Source organism: Mesorhizobium sp. B2-4-17 (assembly GCF_006441275.1).
Lineage (GTDB): Bacteria > Pseudomonadota > Alphaproteobacteria > Rhizobiales > Rhizobiaceae > Mesorhizobium.
Genome location: NZ_VFUX01000028.1, coordinates 58,178 through 74,554 on the forward strand (window position 1 = coordinate 58,178; position 16,377 = coordinate 74,554).

Below are 16,377 nucleotides of genomic sequence, written 5' to 3' on the forward strand. Positions count from 1 at the left end.
GGGACCTCGTGCTTTGGCGGTAGTCAATCTCATGTCGCTGAATCATGGTCGGGGCTCGTATTCTCGGCAAACAGCCCTTGAAGGTGGGCACGAACCTCTTCTCCTGAGAGAGTCGGCCTCTTGTCCTCGAGCGATGCCTTCACGCGCGCCCTGATCGAAGCCATGCGTTCGGCATGCTCTTCTTCCTCACGTTGGAAGGCCCGCAACGCTGCGCGGATGACTTCACTCGCGGAGCCGAAGGAGCCATCCTCGACCTTCTCGCGGATCATGCGCGCCATGGCTGGCGTGACGGTGATGGACAGTTTCTCGGCGGATTCCACTGGATTGCTCCATGTCAACATAGAGTAGGATGATATCTACTCTATGCCGAGTGTCCAACCCTAGGGCTTCATTCCGCGGCCTGCGCCTGGTCCGGCAACCGAAGCCATTCCCGGCAATCAGCCAGCGCGCGCGAGGTTATCGCGTGGCGCTTGGCGACGGTCTTGTCCTTCCCGCGAATCCGCTTGCCTTCGGTCTTGGGTGCTTCGACCGGCGGGAACAGGCCGAAATTGACGTTCATCGGCTGGAAGGAACGCTTGCCCGGTTCGTCGTCGGAGACGATATGGCCGCCGGTGATGTGGTTGAGCAGGGCGCCGAAGGCCGTGGTAAGCGGTGGCAGGGACGGTGTTTGGCCGAGCCGCTCGGCGGCGGCGAAGCGGCCGGCGAGCAGGCCGATGGCGGCACTTTCGACATAGCCTTCGCAGCCGGTGATCTGGCCGGCGAAGCGCAGGCCGGGCCGCGACTTCAGCTGCAGCGAGCCGTCGAGCAAGGTCGGCGAATTGATGTAGGTGTTGCGGTGCAGGCCGCCCAGGCGTGCGAAATCGGCGTTTTCGAGGCCCGGAATGGTGCGGAAGATGCGCACCTGTTCGGCGTGCTTCAGCTTGGTCTGGAACCCGACCATGTTGTAGAGCGTGCCCAGCGCATTGTCCTGCCGCAGCTGGACCACGGCGTAGGCCTTCACCGTCGGATTGTGCGCGTTGGTCAAGCCCATCGGCTTCATCGGCCCGTAACGCAGCGTCTCGACGCCGCGTTCGGCCATGATCTCGATCGGCAGGCAGCCGTCGAAATAGGGCGTGCCTTCCCACTGCTTGAATTCGGTCTTCTGGCCGTCGACCAGTGCCTGCACGAAGGCGAGGTATTGGTCCTTGTCCATTGGGCAATTGATGTAGTCCTTGCCGGTGCCGCCTGGCCCGATCTTGTCGTAGCGCGACTGGAACCAGCAGGTCTCCATGTCGATCGTGTCGAAGTGGATGATCGGCGCGATGGCATCGAAGAAGGCGAGTGCATCGGCCCCGGTCGCTTCCGCGATTGACTGGGCAAGCGACGGCGCGGTCAGCGGCCCGGTGGCGATGATCGCCTGGTCCCAGTCCGCTGGCGGCAGGCCAGGCACTTCCTCGCGCTGGATGGTGATCAGCGGGTGCGCCTCGAGCTTTTTCGTCACGGTATCGGAGAACCCGTCGCGGTCGACGGCCAATGCGCCGCCGGCCGGCACTTGATTGGCGTCGCCGGCGCTCATGATCAGGGATCCGGCCAGTCGCATTTCAGCGTGCAGCAGGCCGACCGCGTTGTTCTCGGCGTCATCGGAGCGGAAGGAATTGGAACAGACGAGCTCGGCCAGCCCATCGGTCTTGTGCGCGTCGGTGCCGCGAACCGGGCGCATCTCGTGCAGGATGACGGGAACGCCGGCCTGCGCTGCTTGCCAGGCGGCTTCGGAACCTGCGAGGCCGCCGCCGATGATATGGATGGGGTCTTTGCTCATGAGCGCCGGAATATTCGCTTGCGGCTGCGATTGCAATTGCCGCGAATGGGGTGGTCAAGGGTCGACGGGAAAAACGAACCGTAAAAACAACAACACCCGCCGGGGGAGGAAGTCCGGCGGGTGTCGTTTTGGGGGTCGACCCTCGGGAGGAGATGAAGGCCGACCGTATTCGCCATCGCCGGGGAGGAGGTCGGCTTTGACGAAATCTCTTTCGCCTTTTGAAAAGCGGCGAAACCTTTGGAGCAAATTCGCTTTGCTTCGGGGAAACAACGCCCGCCGCGGGAGGAGGTGCGGCGGGCGCCGTTTTGGTGGTCAACCCTTGGGAGGAGGATAAGGGCTGACCGTATTCGTCAAGGTCGGGGAGGAGGTCGACCCGGACGAAATTCCTTCGATTAGATCGCCTTGCGGGCGATGATCTTGATTTCGTCGCGGACGATGCCGAGATCATGCAGCTGGCGGTTCGAAAGGCGACCCAGCTCGGTAACCGTCTCGCGATAAACGCGCCAGTTACGATAGTTGCGGATCAGGTTCATTGTCGTTCTCTTTTACAGATCTGGTTCGGACCATTTGCGGTCCGAAGAATTAGACCGCCTTGCGAGCTACGTAAGGGATGTCGCTGCGGCTGATGCCGAGGTCGGTCAGTTCGCGGTTGCTCAGGCGGCTCAGCTCGGAAACGGTGTCCCGGTAGCGGCGCCAGTTGCGGTAGTTGCGGATCAGGTTCATGGTAGTTCTCGTTTCGTCTTTCTTGCGGATCATTCCGTTTGTGTACGAACCATAAATAGGCGGGCTCATATCGATTTAAAAGCGCTATGGCTGCATGGCAGCAATGCAAATTGTGCAATGCAACATTAACGCGCCTTCACGGACCTGACACAAAGAAGCCAAGAATCGGAAAGTGCCGTAACGTCAACGGTTTGGCAGCTTCGGCTGAAAAAACCGGCCAAGCAGCGGGGGGAGGATATGGCGGGCTACTCGACACGGGTCAGGTCGGACATCGCACGATGGCAACAGGCCGGGCTAATCGATGCCTCGACGGCCGATATCTTGGCGCGCGACGTCGAGGCCAACACGCGCAATTCGCTCAGCTTCGGCTCGATCCTGGCGATGATGGCAGCCTTGCTGTTTGGCGCGGCTATCCTGATCTTCGTCGCCTCCAACTGGGACGCGATCCCGCGACTGGCGCGGGTGGTTGCACTCTTTGCCGTTATCTTGGGCGGCTATGTCGGCGGCGCGGTGCTGAAGACGCGTGGCCATGCGGCGGTCTGCGAAGCCTTGTGGATCGTGGCGGCCGCCGCGTTCGGGGGCTCGATCGCGCTGATCGGGCAGATGTATCATTTGTCCGGCGACGAGGCTTCCGCGCTGATCACCTGGGGCGCCGGCACGGCACTGGCGGCGGTCGCCTTGCGGTCGAACCCGCTGACCGTCGCTGCGGTCGCTATCGCCGACGCCTGGCTGTTTCTGAAAGGGTTCGACTATTTCAATCGCAGCGCGTTTCCGCATGCCTTCGTTGCAATGGCGGCCGTGCTGTTCGCAGTCTCCTTCTGGACCCGCAGCCAGGCGGCGCGCCATCTGATCCTCCTATCGTTGCTCTTTTATCTCGTGCTGCTGGCCATGGACCACGCGACGCTGCCGGTGGCGATCCCCCTGGTCGTTGTGTCTGTGGTGCTGTTCGCTACCGCCGTCTTTGCGCCGGAACCGGTCGACAGGACCGTGCAGCTCGGCGGGCGTTTGCCCCTGCACGCGCTGCTCGGCTTCCTCACCGGCCTGGCGATCATCCAGTTCGAACTGGCCGATGAAAGCACCTACAACAGCGGTTTCGCCATTGCCTCGGTCGTGGCGCTCGCCGGCATCGTGGCGGCAATCGTGCTGGCGGGGCGTGAGAGCCGTGGCCTGCGCTGGCTTGCCTATCTCGGCTTCGCCTTCGAACTCGCGATCATCTATGTCGTAACCCTGCAATCGATGCTCGACACCGCCGGTTTCTTCCTCTCGGCAGCAGTGCTGCTCGGCATCGTCGCACTCATTATCATCCGCGTCGAGAAACGCATGAAGGCCCCGGTGGCCAGGGGAGCCGTGGCATGATGACCGGAAGGAGACTTGTCATCTCGGCGCTGGTGCTTGCGCTTGTCCAGATCGGCTTCCTGAGCTGGATCATCGCTGGCCGGGCGGCGATCCTGCGCAACGGCAAGGAAGTGCTCTTGAAGATCGAGCCAGTCGACCCGCGCGACCTGCTGCGCGGCGACTACATCATCCTCGGCTACGATATTTCGCGCATACCGGTGAAAATGATCGCCAACATTCCGCCCGACAAATTCTCCAGCGACGACACGGCGATCGTGGTGCGCCTGAAGAAGGGCGTTGACGGCTACTGGACGCCGACCATCGCCTGGTTGGGCAAGGCGCCGACGCCGGCCGCTGCCGACGAGGCTGATATATCGGGTCATGTCACCAAAGGCTGGGATCTGCGGAGCGAGGGAGCGACGATCGCGCCCGACTACGGCATCGAACGGTTCTATCTGCCGGAAGGCGAGGGACTGGCGATCCAGAACGACATGCGGGTGCGCCCGTTCGGGATACGCCTGGCGCTGGCCGCCGATGGCACGGCGCAGATCAAGGCGCTGGTGGATGGCGACAAGACGCTGTTCGAGGAGCCATTGTATTAGGTGGTCAGGTTGTCGAACTGGTGCGGATGAAGGGACTCGAACCCCCACGCCTTTCGGCACTGGAACCTAAATCCAGGGCGTCTACCAGTTCCGCCACATCCGCATGTTCCGGCAATCCCATGTAGCCATCATTCTGTCAATGTCGGAGCCGAAATGTTGGTAATTCGCCTAAACGCGAAGATGGTTGAAAATTAGCCTCGCCTGTGACAAAAGGCGTGTCGAATGTGACGGGACGCGACGATCCGCTTCTGCAGAATGTGATAAGAAGTAGGAAAAACAAGAACTTATTCACATCTTGGAACGCAGTTTGGAAGAGTTTGAGCCGTAATTTCGGTCAAATCGCCAGGTTCCGTACCAAAAGCCATTTCCGGCAAGACTATACCGGCAGGCTGTGAACGGCAGAGAGCCGTTTGGCAGCCTCATTGGTGAAAACAAAGGTTTTACGATGCAGGTCACCGAAACACTCAACTCCGGTCTCAAGCGCGAGATCAAGATCACCGTGCCGGCCGGTGACATGGAAGCCAAGCTGATGGCGCGACTCACCGACGCCAGGAACAAGGTCCGCATCAACGGCTTCCGCCCGGGCAAGGTGCCGGTGCAACACCTGCGCAAGGTCTACGGCAAGTCGTTCATGGCCGAAGTGGTCAACGAAATCCTCAATGACTCGACCCGTTCCATCATCACCGGGCGCGGCGAAAAGGCCGCCATGCAGCCCGAGGTCATCATGACCGAGGACGAGAAGGAAGCCGAGAAGATCCTGGCCGGCGGCGCCGATTTCGAGTTCCGCCTCAACTATGAGGTCATCCCGGCCATCGAGATCAAGGATTTCTCCGACATCAAGGTGACGCGTCAGGTATTCGACGTGCCGGATTCCGAGATCGACGAGCAGGTCAAGCGCGTCGCCGAATCGGCGCGCAGCTACGAGCCGAAGACCGGCAAGGCCGCCGAAGGCGACCGCGTCTCGATCGACTATGTCGGCAAGATCGACGGCGAGGCCTTTGCCGGCGGCGCCGGCAACGACCAGCTATTGGTGCTCGGCTCCAAGGAGTTCATTCCGGGCTTCGAGGATCAGCTCATCGGCACCAAGGCCGGTGACGAGAAGCAGGTCACCGTCACCTTCCCTGAAAACTACCAGGCAGCGCATCTGGCCGGCAAGGAAGCCACCTTCGATGTCACCGTCAAGGAAGTATCGAAGCCTGGCGAACTGGAAATCAACGACGAGACCGCCAAGAACCTTGGCCTGGAGTCACTCGAGCGCCTGCGTGACATCGTGCGCGGCCAGATCGAGAACCAGTTCGGCTCGATGACGCGCCAGAAGGTCAAGCGCCAGCTGCTCGACCAGCTTGACGCGGCCTACTCGTTCGAGGCACCGTCGAAGCTCGTCGAGGCCGAGTTCAACAACATCTGGGCGCAGGTCAACCGCGACCTGGAAGCCGCCGGCCGCACTTTCGCCGACGAAGAAACGACCGAAGAAGAAGCCCGCGCCGAATATATGCGCCTTGCCGAGCGCCGCGTGCGTCTCGGCCTGGTGCTGGCCGAGATCGGCGAAAAGGCCGGTGTCACCGTTTCGGATGAGGAGTTGCAGCGCGGCCTGTTCGAGCAGGTTCGCCGCTTCCCAGCCAACCAGCAGCAGGAAGCCTTCGAATTCTACCGCAGCAACCCCGAGGCGCTGAACGCGCTGCGGGCACCGATGTTCGAGGAGAAGGTGGTCGACCACCTGCTCGGGCAGATCTCGGTCACCGACGTCAAGGTCAGCAAGGAAGAGCTGATGGCGGACGACGAGGAAGCGGAAACCGCGGCCAAGGCCAAGCCGGCGAAGAAGGCGGCGGCCAAGAAGACTGAAGCCAAGGCTGATGAAGCCAAGGCCGGCGACGAGACGGAAGAGCCGAAAAAGAAGGCCGCGCCGAAGAAGAAGGCCGCCAAGGACGCCGAATAAGGCTCCGGCGCTTGATGGAATCGACGAAGGCCGCCCTCGAGGCGGCCTTTTTCGTTGCGAAACTGCAACAGCCGATTCGCTTCGCGGGAGGTGGCCCTTGGCGATACCAAGCATTGATCATTATCTGCGCTTGTGATGCAAACCGCATTGGTCGTGGAGGGGGCGTTGAGCTTAGTCTTTGAAACGGGACGTACTGTCGCCCTGGCGCTCGTTCTGGCCTTCGCCTGTGATGTCGCCTACGCCGACGCGATTGGCGGCAGCTGGCGCTTCGCCACGGGTGCGGATGGGCTTGCCACGGCTTCGCTCCATGCCACCAACAAACTGATCACCGGGGGTGGCGCCTTGAGCTACAGCCCGGTCCTGACCATTGCCTGCCGGGCAGCCGGCGAACCGCGCTGGACCGAATGGCTGCAATTGAATGACGCGGTTTCGGCCGGCGGCAAGATCACAATGTCGGTTACCGTTGATGGTGGCGGCAAGTTCAACGAGAGCTGGTCGGTCGGGTCGCGCGGCCGATTGCTGATGCGCGACGGCGCCGACGGCATCAAGCGTCTTGTTCCCGCAAGCCGGCTGCTGCTCTCCTGGCGGTTCGGGTTGCTGTTGGGGCGCGGCCAGGCGGATTTCGACCTTGCGGGGCTCGATGAGGCGGTCGCGCAGATTGCCGGGAGCTGCAACACCGACCCGCCTTGAGCGCGCCGGGTTCTAAACCTCAGCGATGCTTGGCTTTTTCTACCCGCCGCCTGGATTCCATGGTACATTGGTACCGCAATTCCACTGGGGAGGGCGGATATTCGGCCCAGACGCGATCGTCCAAGACACAAATGACGATCAGAGAGGAAATGCCATGCGCACTATAGCGTTTTTCGCTGCGGTGTCCGTTACGATCTTCGTCGCGCATCCGTCGCAGGCACAGGATGCCGCGGCTGGTGAGAAGGTCTTCACCAAATGCCAAGTCTGCCACATCGCAAATGAAGACAAGAACAAGATCGGGCCATCGCTGCACGGGGTCATCGGCCGCACCGCCGGGACGCATCCGGATTTTAAATATTCTGATGCCATGATCGCGGCCGGCAAATCCGGCGTCAAGTGGGACGAACCAACACTGACGACCTACCTTCACGACCCCAGGGCTATGGTCAAGGGGACCAAGATGGCGTTTCCAGGCCTCAAGAACGATGCGGACGTGGCCAATGTCATTGCTTATCTGAAAACGTTTTCCAAGTGACCAGGCTTCTCTGCCATCCGTCCTTGTTCTACCGCGATTTTATCCGAACCGAAGGACAGCGTAAGCAAAAGCAGGGTACCAGTTCTCGCTTGCGCGGGCGTTCAGTTCGGGATCATGGCCCAGCTTGCCCGCTTCGATCGGTGGTCTGAGATGTCGACTGGGGAAAGCCGCCTCGACGATACCGTCATCCGCCCCTCGGAAGCGACGGCGGGTGATTTCTTCGCGCTTATGAAGCCGCGGGTCATGGCGCTTGCCGTATTCACCGCTTTCGTCGGTCTGATGGTGGCGCCTAGCGGGATGAATCCGGCCATTGCCGTGATTGCAATCGGCGCGATTGCGATCGGAGCGGGAGCGGCGGGGGCCCTCAACATGTGGTACGACGCGGACATCGACGCGTTGATGTCGCGCACATCAAGGCGGCCGGTTCCGTCGGGCCGCGTTACGCCGGGCGAAGCTCTCGGCTTCGGCCTTGTGCTTTCCGGGCTTTCGGTCATGACGCTCGGCGTACTGGTGGGCTGGCTTGCAGCATCGCTGCTTGCCTTCACCATCTTCTTCTACGTCGTCATCTACACGATGTGGCTGAAGCGCTCGACACCGCAGAACATCGTCATCGGCGGCGCGGCTGGCGCCCTTCCTCCGATGATTGGATGGGCCGCCGCAACTGGCGCCATCGGCATTGAAAGCCTCATCCTGTTTCTGATCATCTTTCTCTGGACGCCGCCGCATTTCTGGGCGCTGGCGCTGTTCAAGGTTGGCGACTACGCCGCTGCCGGTATTCCGATGATGCCGAATGTGGCAGGCCCAGCTTCAACGCGAAGGCAGATCCTTGCCTATGCGCTGCTTTTGGCGCCGGTCGGCATACTGCCTTGGCTCTTCGGATTCGCCAGCGGCTACTACGGAATTGCCTCGGCCGCATTGGGTGCCGCTTTCATCTGGCACGCCTGGAAGCTTCTGGCCGCTCCCGAAGAGGAACTGAAACCGGCCAAGGCGCTGTTTGCCTATTCGATCTTCTATCTCTTCGTGATCTTCGCCGCGCTGCTTGCCGACACCATTGTCACGCGCACTTTGATCTCAGCCGGAGTTTGAGCGCAGATCGCCGCTCGCGAACCGCTCTCCGGCGGCCGGTCGGCACGTGCCGTGCTAAAGACGCTTATAGAGCTGTCGCGATCGGATCGATTTTGCTTCGCCGACCTGCGGTTGGGAAAGGATCATGCGCCAATCCAAGTGGTACAGCGTCTTTGCGTGCGTAAAAAAAGGTGCGCGGCGCTGCATAAGCATATCGAAGAAGGGCCGCCAGAGGCAGCCGAGCCGCTCGGTCCTCCTATCCTTGCCAACAACGGGCGACAAGCCCCGCGCAAGAGAGTATGTTGATGGCGGTGTAGGTCGCGGTCTTGTGTGGCCAGTCACGCAGACGACAGCACCGCCAAAACCGCGACCTTCCGGACCCGGTCTGGAGGAACGGTCATGGCAAGCTTTCATGTGATAGCAGGCGCCAGCGAGACGCTGGAACATACCAAAATTCGGAAAATCGGTGTTTCCGACCTTTTCGACGCGCTCAAACGGGGCGTCGATGATTTCATGGTCAAACCATCGCATATCGTCTTTCTCTGCCTGATCTATCCGCTCGTGGGCGTCGTGCTCGCCGCTTGGACTTCAGGCGCCAATGCTTTGCCGTTGTTGTTTCCGCTGGTTTCTGGTTTTGCGCTGATTGGCCCATTCGCGGCGATCGGCCTCTATGAAATCAGCCGTAGACGGGAGGCCGGACTCGACACCTCCTGGCGGCATGCATTCGAGGTCAGGAATTCTCCGGCGCTGCCGGCCATCGCGGCGGTCGGGATCATGCTGTTTGCGATTTTCATCACCTGGCTTTTGACGGCGCAGATGTTCTACCAATACCTTTTCGGCCCGGCTCCGCCGGAATCGATATCCAGCTTCATCAACGCAATATTCGCCACCGGACGTGGCTGGACGCTGATTATCCTGGGACATGCCATCGGCTTCATCTTCGCTGTGGTGGTGTTGTGCACGACGGTCATCGCTTTCCCATTGTTGCTTGATCGCGATGTCGGCGCCTATGAAGCGATCCACACCTCGGTGCGCGTGGTCCTGGCGAACCCGATCGTGATGGCCGTCTGGGGGCTGATCGTGGCCGTCGGCCTGATCATCGGCTCGCTGCCAGTATTCGTCGGGCTCGCCGTCGTGCTGCCGATCCTCGGTCACGCCACCTGGCATGTCTACCGCAAGGTTGTGGAGCCGCCCGCCAGACCGGCGAGTTGAGGAAGTTTCGCATCGCTCCGGCCAGGGTGCCGGGGCGAGTTTTGATCGAGCCGTCAGTAAGCCCGGTGACTGAAGCGGGCTTGGTGCGCGCCCATGGTCAGGTTGCGGAAATCCTTGCCGCTGACATGCACCAGCGTTCTGTGGTCGCCGCCTTCGAAGTAGATGTCGGCGGCATCGCCAAGGCTCTCATCGACAATCACCGGCACGTCGTAGGCTGCGCCGATCGGCGGGATGGCACCGGTGTCGCAATCGCCGAAGAGCGAAATCACCTCGTCTTCGGAGGCGAGCCCGAGACGCTTGTCCATGACGTCTTGCAATGTGCCGAGTTCGATCCTGTGCGTGCTGGGAACCACGGCCAGCGCATAGCCGAGCTCGTGGTGAACAACCACCGATTTGGCCATTATGCTGCCGGGTATATGCGCGGCAATGGCGGCCTGTCTGCTGGTGGATGTGCGATGGTGGGCGACAGTGTCGTATGAGATTCCCTTCTGGTCGATAAAGTTCTTCAGTCTGGCTGCGATCGTCATCTTGGCCTCCCTTTTGCCGGAGTTCATGACGCGTGGGAAACGAGGGAAATTATTCTCCCAATTCGTTTCGGATACAAAAAATGGACCAGCTGCTGATGGTTCGCGTCAGGGCCCGGCTCCGAAAAACGCCAGCCGCGTGAAAAGCGTGTAATCCGCTTCGAAGACCATCATTGTCACAAACACCAGGACCAATATTGGCGGCAAGATGATGGCATACGCCAAAGCCAATCGTTCCCAAGCCATGTGCATGAAGACGGCGACGATCAATCCTGCCTTGAGGATCATGAAAATCAGGATCAGCGACCATCTGAGATAGCCGTGGAGGCCGAAATAGTCGACCAGGTAGGAGCAGGTGCTGAGGATGAACAGCCACGCCCACACCACCAGATAGAGTTTGATCGGGTGCTCCTGGTGAACCTCCGTATAGGCGATGCGAGTCGCCGGCGTTTCGTGCGCGGCGTGAAGTGCGTCTTGCCCGAGGCCGTTTGCGGTTACTTCAGCCATGTCTGCCTCTCACCAAAGATAGAAGAATGCGAAGATGAACACCCAGACCAGATCGACGAAGTGCCAGTACAGCCCCATGATCTCGACGTTCTCGTAGCGACCCGTGCGGCTGGTGAAGAAGCCGCGCCGTCCGATGTCGTAGTCTCCGCGCCAGACCTTGCGCGCCACGACGATCAGGAAGATCACACCGATGGTCACATGCGTGCCGTGGAAGCCGGTAATCATGAAGAAGCATGAGCCGAATTGCGCGGCACCCCAGGGATTGCCCCAAGGCCGCACCCCTTCGGTGATCAACTTGGTCCATTCGAAGGCTTGCATGCCGACAAAGGTCGCACCGAGTGCGGCAGTCAGAAGCATGAGAATTGCCGTCTTGCGGCGGTCGCGGCGATAGCCGAAATTGACTGCCATCGCCATTGTTCCGCTGCTCGAGATCAGCACGAAGGTCATGATGGCAATAAGGATCAGCGGGATATCCGAGCCGCCGATACGGAGCGCAAAGACCTCGCTCGGATTGGGCCACGGCACGCGTGTGGAAATGCGCGCGGTCATGTAGGAGAGCAGGAAGCAGCCGAATACGAAGGTGTCGCTGAGCAGGAAGATCCACATCATGGCCTTGCCCCAGGACACGTTCTTGAACGCGCGCTGATCCGAGGACCAGTCGGCGGCAATGCCTCGCCAGCCTGCTGGCGGTGGCTCCGTCTGGCCGATATGTGTCAGTGTCTGTGCCATGCGCTTGATCCCCTTAGGTCAGCAACAGCCGGCAAATGTCGACGAACGTCGCGGCCCAGCCGGCCAGCAGGGCGAAGATGGCAAGCCAGACGAAAAGCAGGAAATGCCAGTACATGGCACATAGCTCGACGCCGAGGCGAAGCCGCTCCGGCCGCGCTCCAGTCCAGGCGCTGGTGGTGGTTCTGCCCAGACCCACCAGCCCTCCCAATATGTGCAGGCCATGCATGCCGGTTATCAGGTAGAAGAAACTGTTGGCCGGATTGGAGGCCAGAAAATAGCCGTCGGCGGTCAGCTGCCGCCATGCCATGAGCTGTCCGATCAGGAAGGCGAGCGCAGTCAGCCCGGCCGTGGCAAGGCCGAGCCTGACCGTGTCGATCTGGCCCCTGCGCGCCGCGACCGAGGTGCATTGCAGGGCTATGCTGCTCAGGACCAGCACGCCGGTGTTGAACCAGAGCAGCCGCGGCAGCGGCAGCGGCTGCCAGTCTGGCACCGCCATCCGCATGAAATAGGCGCTGGTAAAGAGCGCGAAAAGGCAGCCGACGACGGCGAGGAAGACGCCGAGGCCGATCTTGGCGGTTGGCAGCGTTGACCGGTTGAGGGCGACAACATCCCCGGCCAGACCTTGCTCGAGCCATGGCTTCGACATCAGCCCCTGATGTGAAAGCCACCATCCGGCAAAGCCGGCGACGACGAACAGGAAGACTATGATGACGCTCATGCCGGCTCCCTCGATGGGCCGAAGGAGCCCGGCATGTTCTGCGGGATGAAATCCTCTTTGGCGCCCGGCACGCTGTAATCGTAGGCCCAGCGATAGACGATAGGCAGGTTCTTGCCGAAATTGCCGTGGGCCGGCGGTGTTTGCGGCGTCTGCCATTCGAGGGTCGTAGCCCGCCACGGATTGCCGCCGGCCTCGCGGCCGTGCCGGATGCTCCAGATCAGGTTGAACAGGAACACCATTTGAGCAAAGCCGACGATGAACGCCATGATGCTGATGAACGAGTTCAGGTGGCGGGCCGACTCGGTCATGATCGTCATGTCGGTCAGTTCAGCGTAGCGCCGCGGCACGCCCATCAGGCCGAGATAGTGCATGGGGAAGAAAATCAGGTAGGCGCCGAGGAACGTGACCCAGAAATGGAACCGGCCCAACGTCTCGTCGAGCATCCGGCCTGTGACCTTCGGGTACCAATGGTAGATCGCGCCAAAAACCACGAGGATCGGGGCGACACCCATGACCATGTGGAAATGGGCGACGACGAACATCGTGTCGGACAGTGGAACATCGACGACGACATTGCCGAGAAACAACCCGGTCAGCCCGCCGTTGACAAAGGTGACGATGAAGGCCAGGGCAAAGAGCATGGGTATGGTGAGATGGATGTCGCCGCGCCACAGGGTCAACACCCAATTGTAGACCTTGATGGCTGTCGGAATGGCGATGATCAGCGTCGTGGTGGCAAAGAAGAAGCCAAAATAGGGGTGCATGCCGCTGACATACATGTGGTGCGCCCAGACCACGAAGCTCAGCGCACCGATGCCGACGATGGCCCAGACCATCATCCGGTAGCCGAAGATGTTCTTGCGGGCATGGGTGCTGATCAGGTCGGACACGATGCCGAAGGCCGGCAGCGCCACGATATAGACCTCGGGATGGCCGAAGAACCAGAATAGGTGCTGGAACAGGATCGGACTGCCGCCATTGTGCTGCAGCTGCTGGCCCAGCTCGGAGATTGCCGGCATGAAGAAGCTGGTGCCCAGGACGCGATCAAGCAGCATCATCACGCTGGCAACGAACAGCGCCGGAAAGGCGAGCAGCGCCATGACGGTCGCAGTGAAGATGCCCCAGACGGTCAGCGGCAGGCGCATCATTGTCATGCCGCGCGTGCGGCCCTGCAGCACGGTCACCACATAGTTCAGGCCGCCCATCGTGAAGCCGATGATGAACAGGATCAGCGAGGAGAGCATCAGGATGATGCCCCAGTCCTGGCCGCCTGGCGTGCCGCTCATAATGGCCTGCGGCGGGTAGAGCGTCCAGCCGGCCCCAGTCGGTCCGCCGGGCGCAAAGAAGCTCGACACCAGGACCAGCACGGCGAGCAGATAGACCCAGTAGCTCAGCATGTTGACATAGGGAAAGACCATGTCGCGCGCGCCGACCATCAGTGGGATCAGATAGTTGCCGAAGCCGCCAAGGAAGAGGGCGGTGAGCAGGTAGATCACCATGATCATGCCATGCATGGTGATGAACTGGTAATAGGCTTCCGGGGTGATGAAGTTGAACGTACCGGGGAAGCCGAGTTGCAGCCGCATAAGCCAGGATAGCACCAGGGCGACCAGGCCGATTCCCGTTGCTGTCGCCGAATACTGGACGGCTATGACCTTTGCGTCTTGCGAGAAGACGTATTTGGTCCACCAGCTATGAGGATGGTAAAGTTCCACTTCGGCGACTTCGGCCGGTGGGATTCCATCTGCTGGCGTGATGTCGACCATGGGAACACTCCGTGTTCTTTTCAGCGAGACCCGACCGTTTCGAGCTTTGCTGCAACGTTCAAACCTGACGCCATCGTGCCCGATGCCTGGTCTGCCGAGCCCGTTTTCTGGGGTGCCGACAGCTGAGCGAAAGTCTGCTGCTGACCAAGCCAGGCCAGGTAGTCTTGTTGCGTGTCGACGACGACCACACCATGCATCAAAGGATGCCCTTGGCCGCAAAGTTCGGCGCAAAGGACCTGAAAGGTTCCGGTCTTGGTCGGGGTGAACCAGAAATAGGTGACCGAGCCCGGGACCATGTCCATCTTGGCGCGGAATTCCGGCACGAAGAAATCGTGCAGCACATCAATGGAGCGAAGCAGCATCTTGACCGGTTTGCCGACCTGCAAATGCAGATCAGCGGCTTCGACCACGACATCGTCCTGACCATTGGGATCGCCGGGGATGATCCCCAGCGGATTATCGGCACTGACGTCGCGGGTCTCCGACGTGCCGAGCTTGCCATCCTTGCCGGGCAGGCGGAAACTCCATTGCCATTGCTGGCCAATGACCTCGACCTCGGTCGCGTCGCTTGGAACGGTAACAAACCGGCTCCAGACGAACAGGCCGGGAACCAGTAACGTCGTGACCCCAACTGCGGTGACGATCGTTAGCCACGATTCGAGCCGCTTGTTTTCCGGTTCGTAGGCAGCCCGGTTGCCTTCCCGATGACGGAAGCGGAAGACGCAATAGGCCATGAATAGAACCACGGCGGCGAAGACGACGCCGGTGATCCAGAAGGTGATGATGATGGTGTTGTCGATATAGTCCCAGTTCGAGGCAATCGGCGTCCACCACCATGGGCTCAGGAGGTGAAACGACACCGAGCCCACTACAATCAAAACGAGTACAAGCGCTACGGCCATGTCCCGTCCCTCCGGCATTCCAGGGGCGCGAAGCCGTCCCGAAAAATACCAAACCCATCATAGCTCGATTTGGGGTCGCAATTCCAGCGCCGACTATCTTGACGGGAAAAAATGCAGCTTTTGCCCTTCGAGACCGGCAATTCCCCAGGTCGGCACCAGGTCCTTTATCATGGAATGGCGTTTCTCCGCCCAACGATGATCTGATCATGCGGTAATGCCTTGCCGCTTGGCCGGATCGACAATCTCCTTGGTCACCTTGGTATCGGCACACGATGGCGTCGGGCGCCGGGTTGTCCATCAACCGGGTCGAAGGACGGGAAGATCTTCAACCACCGGGATCGGCAACGGTTTTCGCGCTTGCGCTGGCGGAAAAGTACCTCCGATTTCGTGGGAAGATGTCCGGCGGGACAGGTGCGCGGGACAGCGGCAGACGGACTTCTTTGGCCAGTTTTCTTCCCAAGGGCCAGAAACGGCAATGCCGCCGGGGGAGGCCCAGCGGCATGTTTCTTGGCTGGCTATCGCCGCTTCGGGCGCGATGCGCTACGGCGTCGTCCCCGCTTGGATCGTGGCGGCCGCCTGATCGATCTTGCCGGCAAGGACGCCCTGGGCCCAGGCACTGACCTGGGCATCGACGGGCTTGTTGGCCATACCCGCCAGTGCTGCGTCAAGCGATGTCTGATCGGTGCCGACGGCCGCCGCGGTGGCTGCCGCCTCGGCCTGGGCCGCCGCCGCATTGTCGGCGTCGACGATGGCCTGCTGTGCGGTGATCTGGTCTTTCACAGCCTGGATCTGGGCAGTCGTGGCTGACGAATCCGCCTGCAGCGCGGTCAGCTGCGCGTTCAGAGTATCCAGTTGGGTCTGGGCTGTGGCCGCTGTCGCGGCCGCCGCGTCAGCCGCGGCCTGGGCGACCTTGGCTTTCGCGGACTGTGTCACATACGCCTGAATGGCAGCGAACTTCTTGCTCTTGGAATTCATGTAAGCGTTGATATTGCGCTGCAGCGAGTTCAGCCGGCCGAGCTTGGCATGGATGTTCTTGTCGTTGGGCACGGACGCGACCTCAGTCGTATCGACCGTGGTGTCGGTCGTTGTGTCCGTTTCCGTCCTGGCCGCATGCCCTGGAGTCGACGCAGACTTGCCATGCGAAGCGCCACTGTTGCCATTGCCATTACCCTTGCCGCCGCCGTTGCCTTGGCCGCCGCCGTTGCCGCCGCCATTGCCGTGCCCGTTGCCGGCGAGCGCCGGGGACGCAAGAAGCGCCAATGCGGCAAGTACCGCGAACAGAGTTTTTCGGTTTGTCATGGTGTCTCTCCTCGGGAATCGCCACTCCGCCCAACC

General features: G+C 60.9%; 18 protein-coding genes and 1 tRNA gene. 7 read left to right on the top strand and 12 right to left on the bottom strand.

What is annotated here, in order from left to right; genetic code table 11:
• Window positions 1-29 precede the first annotated feature (29 nt).
• The 4 genes from FJ548_RS21780 to FJ548_RS21795 form a co-directional block, all read right to left on the bottom strand.
• Window positions 30-320, bottom strand: coding sequence for a type II toxin-antitoxin system ParD family antitoxin (locus FJ548_RS21780; protein ID WP_140607549.1), 291 nt, complete (start codon window positions 318-320; stop codon window positions 30-32).
• A gap of 68 nt (window positions 321-388) precedes the next feature.
• Entirely contained in the window at window positions 389-1,798 is a 1,410-nt protein-coding gene (gene trmFO, locus FJ548_RS21785; RefSeq protein WP_140778950.1) for a methylenetetrahydrofolate--tRNA-(uracil(54)-C(5))-methyltransferase (FADH(2)-oxidizing) TrmFO, read from the bottom strand.
• 392 nt (window positions 1,799-2,190) lie between these two features.
• Window positions 2,191-2,331: a DUF1127 domain-containing protein gene (locus FJ548_RS21790; protein ID WP_065005581.1), complete on the bottom strand. Its 141-nt coding sequence runs from the start codon at window positions 2,329-2,331 to the stop codon at window positions 2,191-2,193.
• A gap of 49 nt (window positions 2,332-2,380) precedes the next feature.
• Window positions 2,381-2,521, bottom strand: a complete 141-nt coding sequence (locus FJ548_RS21795; RefSeq protein WP_013531315.1) for a DUF1127 domain-containing protein — start codon at window positions 2,519-2,521, stop codon at window positions 2,381-2,383.
• Window positions 2,522-2,758: 237 nt separating this feature from the next.
• On the opposite strand from FJ548_RS21795, the gene FJ548_RS21800 reads away from it, so the two are divergent.
• A complete protein-coding gene (locus FJ548_RS21800) occupies window positions 2,759-3,877 on the top strand; it encodes a DUF2157 domain-containing protein (protein WP_140778951.1) in 1,119 nt (372 codons plus the stop codon).
• Entirely contained in the window at window positions 3,874-4,458 is a 585-nt protein-coding gene (locus FJ548_RS21805) for a GDYXXLXY domain-containing protein (RefSeq protein ID WP_140778952.1), read from the top strand. The genes FJ548_RS21800 and FJ548_RS21805 overlap by 4 nt, the downstream gene beginning before the upstream one ends.
• An 18-nt stretch (window positions 4,459-4,476) precedes the next feature.
• Here the strand turns inward: FJ548_RS21805 and FJ548_RS21810 are convergent.
• Window positions 4,477-4,561, bottom strand: a tRNA-Leu gene (locus FJ548_RS21810).
• A 342-nt stretch (window positions 4,562-4,903) separates the two neighbouring features.
• Between FJ548_RS21810 and tig the strand changes: the two genes are divergently transcribed.
• The 5 genes from tig (at window position 4,904) to FJ548_RS21835 (ending at window position 9,896) form a co-directional block, all read left to right on the top strand.
• A complete protein-coding gene (gene tig, locus FJ548_RS21815; protein ID WP_140778953.1) occupies window positions 4,904-6,394 on the top strand; it encodes a trigger factor in 1,491 nt (496 codons plus the stop codon).
• Window positions 6,395-6,559: 165 nt separating this feature from the next.
• The gene (locus FJ548_RS21820; protein WP_140778954.1) at window positions 6,560-7,084 is read left to right on the top strand and encodes a hypothetical protein; all 525 of its coding nucleotides are present in this window, start codon (window positions 6,560-6,562) and stop codon (window positions 7,082-7,084) included.
• 154 nt (window positions 7,085-7,238) lie between these two features.
• On the top strand, window positions 7,239-7,619 hold the full coding sequence (locus FJ548_RS21825) for a cytochrome c family protein (RefSeq protein WP_140763380.1): 381 nt from the start codon (window positions 7,239-7,241) through the stop codon (window positions 7,617-7,619).
• Between the two features lie 150 nt (window positions 7,620-7,769).
• Window positions 7,770-8,705, top strand: coding sequence for a heme o synthase (locus tag FJ548_RS21830; protein WP_140763120.1), 936 nt, complete (start codon window positions 7,770-7,772; stop codon window positions 8,703-8,705).
• A gap of 378 nt (window positions 8,706-9,083) precedes the next feature.
• Window positions 9,084-9,896: a DUF2189 domain-containing protein gene (locus FJ548_RS21835; protein WP_140607542.1), complete on the top strand. Its 813-nt coding sequence runs from the start codon at window positions 9,084-9,086 to the stop codon at window positions 9,894-9,896.
• A 53-nt stretch (window positions 9,897-9,949) separates the two neighbouring features.
• Here the strand turns inward: FJ548_RS21835 and FJ548_RS21840 are convergent, their stop codons facing one another.
• The 7 genes from FJ548_RS21840 to FJ548_RS21870 all read right to left on the bottom strand — a co-directional run bounded on the left by FJ548_RS21840 (window position 9,950) and on the right by FJ548_RS21870 (window position 16,341).
• The gene (locus FJ548_RS21840) at window positions 9,950-10,423 is read right to left on the bottom strand and encodes an aminoacyl-tRNA deacylase (RefSeq protein ID WP_140694380.1); all 474 of its coding nucleotides are present in this window, start codon (window positions 10,421-10,423) and stop codon (window positions 9,950-9,952) included.
• A 105-nt stretch (window positions 10,424-10,528) separates the two neighbouring features.
• Window positions 10,529-10,927 carry a cytochrome C oxidase subunit IV family protein gene (locus tag FJ548_RS21845; RefSeq protein WP_140694382.1) on the bottom strand — a complete coding sequence of 133 codons (399 nt, stop codon included), beginning with the start codon at window positions 10,925-10,927 and terminating at the stop codon, window positions 10,529-10,531.
• A gap of 9 nt (window positions 10,928-10,936) precedes the next feature.
• Window positions 10,937-11,656, bottom strand: a complete 720-nt coding sequence (locus FJ548_RS21850; RefSeq protein ID WP_140694384.1) for a heme-copper oxidase subunit III family protein — start codon at window positions 11,654-11,656, stop codon at window positions 10,937-10,939.
• A gap of 13 nt (window positions 11,657-11,669) precedes the next feature.
• Window positions 11,670-12,374, bottom strand: a complete 705-nt coding sequence (locus FJ548_RS21855; protein WP_140694386.1) for a cytochrome c oxidase subunit 3 — start codon at window positions 12,372-12,374, stop codon at window positions 11,670-11,672.
• On the bottom strand, window positions 12,371-14,140 hold the full coding sequence (gene ctaD / locus FJ548_RS21860; RefSeq protein WP_140694388.1) for a cytochrome c oxidase subunit I: 1,770 nt from the start codon (window positions 14,138-14,140) through the stop codon (window positions 12,371-12,373). Before ctaD ends, FJ548_RS21855 begins: the two co-directional genes overlap by 4 nt.
• A gap of 20 nt (window positions 14,141-14,160) precedes the next feature.
• A complete protein-coding gene (locus tag FJ548_RS21865) occupies window positions 14,161-15,042 on the bottom strand; it encodes a cytochrome c oxidase subunit II (RefSeq protein ID WP_140694391.1) in 882 nt (293 codons plus the stop codon).
• Between the two features lie 540 nt (window positions 15,043-15,582).
• A complete protein-coding gene (locus FJ548_RS21870) occupies window positions 15,583-16,341 on the bottom strand; it encodes a hypothetical protein (protein ID WP_140778955.1) in 759 nt (252 codons plus the stop codon).
• Window positions 16,342-16,377: the final 36 nt, after the last annotated feature.